Annotated in this window: 2 protein-coding genes; both read left to right on the plus strand. The window is 66.7% G+C overall.

What is annotated here, in order from left to right; all coding sequences use genetic code 11:
- On the plus strand, positions 1–417 hold a 417-nt coding region (gene tnpB, locus H8N03_RS25925), incomplete at its 5' end, for an IS66 family insertion sequence element accessory protein TnpB (RefSeq protein WP_222623182.1).
- Between the two features lie 57 nt (positions 418–474).
- Complete coding sequence (gene tnpC, locus H8N03_RS25930; protein ID WP_187079148.1) at positions 475–2004, plus strand: IS66 family transposase; 1530 nt, start codon at positions 475–477, stop codon at positions 2002–2004.
- The last annotated feature ends 38 nt before the right edge of the window (positions 2005–2042 follow it).

Below are 2042 nucleotides of genomic sequence, written 5' to 3' on the forward strand. Positions count from 1 at the left end.
GCAGCACGGCGCGACGCGCATGGCGGTCACGTGGCCCGCGGGCGCAGCGGCGGAGTGCGCCGTGTGGATGAGCGAGCTGCTCAAGTGATCCGCATCGAGGCGATCTGGCTGGCAGTCGAACCGCTGGACATGCGCGCCGGCACCGAAGCCGCGCTCGCGCGGGTGGTGCACGTATTCGGCTCGGCGCGCCCGCACCATGCGTACCTCTTCGCCAACAGGCGGGCCAACCGCCTCAAGGTCCTGGTGCACGACGGAATCGGTGTGTGGCTTGCGGCCAGGCGACTGAATCAGGGTCGCTTCGTCTGGACCAACGAGGGTGCTCCGAGCGTCGGCCTCACGCGCGCGCAGTTCGACGGTCTCGTGCTCGGACTTCCTTGGCAGCGCATCGGCGAGGCCGGCGTGATTTCGATCCTGTAGCGCAATACAGGCAACTGCCGATGCCGCTGTGCACTGAGCATGGCAGCATATCTCTCCGTGATCGCCGCGGAGAACACCGAGAGCCTGAACCCGCACCAGCTGCGCGAGCTGGTGGCGCGCCTGCAGGCCGATCTCCTGCACAAGCAAGCGGTGATCGAGAAGCTCACGCACGAAAACGCGGTGCTTAAGCGAATGAAGTTTGCCGCGCAGTCGGAGCGCTTCGACGGCGAGCAGCGTAGCCTGCTGGAAGAATCCCTCGACGCGGACCTGCAGGCCGTGTCCGAGGAGATCGAGCGGCTGGTGCCTGCCAAGGAGCCGAGCGAGAGCTCCAAGCCGAAGCGGCAGCCACTGCCAGCGCAATTCCCCCGGCGCGAGATTCACCACGAGCCGACGAGCACCACCTGCAGCTGCGGCTGCCAGATGAAGCGCATCGGCGAGGACGTCTCCGAAAAGCTGCACTACGAGCCCGGCGTGTTTACCGTGGAGCGGCACGTGCGCGGCAAATGGGCCTGTGCGAAGTGCGAGAAGCTGGTGCAGGAGCCCGTTGCGCCGCACGTGATCGACAAGGGCGTGCCCACCGCCGGCCTGCTCGCGCACGTGCTGGTGGCCAAGTTTGCCGATCACCTGCCGCTGTATCGGCAGGAAGGGATCTTTGAGCGCGCCGGCTTCGCGATCCCGAGATCGACGCTCGCGCAATGGGTGGGAAGCTGCGGCGTGCAGCTGCAGCCGCTGGTCGATGCCATGCGGGCCCAGTTGCTGCAGCAGACCGTGCTGCACGCCGACGAAACGCCGGTGGCGATGCTCGATCCTGGCGCCGGCAAGACTCACCGCGCATATCTCTGGACCTACTGCAGCACGGTGCTGCAGCCCACCAGGCTGGTGGTATTCGATTTCGCTGAGAGCCGCGCCAGCCGCCATCCCGCGGAATTCCTGGGCCACCCTGGCGAGCGCGGCTGGCGCGGAACGCTCGTTTGCGACGACTACTCCGGCTACAAGGCCCTGTTCGCCAGCGGCGTGACCGAAGCCGGATGTCTGGCGCACGCGCGGCGAAAGTTCCACGAGCTGTGGGCCAATCACCAGAGTCCGATCGGCCAGCAGGCCCTGGCCCTGTTTGGAAAACTCTACGACGTCGAACGCGAGGTCGCTGACCTGGATGCGCAGCGACGACGAAGTGTCCGGCGGGAAAAGGCCAGACCGGTGGCCAATGCGCTGCAGGCCTGGCTCACCGCACAGCGGCAGAAGGTGCCGCCTGGATCGGCGACAGCGAAGGCGATCGACTACAGCCTGGGGCGATGGCGGGCGCTCACGCGTTATATCGACGACGGCAACTTGCCCGCAGACAACAACTGGGTCGAGAACCAGATCCGGCCGATCGCCATTGGACGCTCAAATTGGCTATTCGCCGGAAGTCTGCGCGCCGGCAAACGCGCCGCCGCGATCATGAGTCTGACCCACTCGGCGCGCATGAATGGGCTCGATCCGCACGGCTACCTGCGCGACGTGCTCGAGCGGCTGCCGACGCAGCCGGCAAGTCGCATCGAAGAACTCCTGCCGCATCGCTGGACGCCGCTGGCAGCGAACACCTGAGCGCCGCCCCCGTCAAGACGGGATCACCGGACGCTTAC

The sequence above is a fragment of the Ramlibacter cellulosilyticus genome, assembly GCF_014297465.1.
Lineage (GTDB): Bacteria > Pseudomonadota > Gammaproteobacteria > Burkholderiales > Burkholderiaceae_C > Ramlibacter > Ramlibacter cellulosilyticus.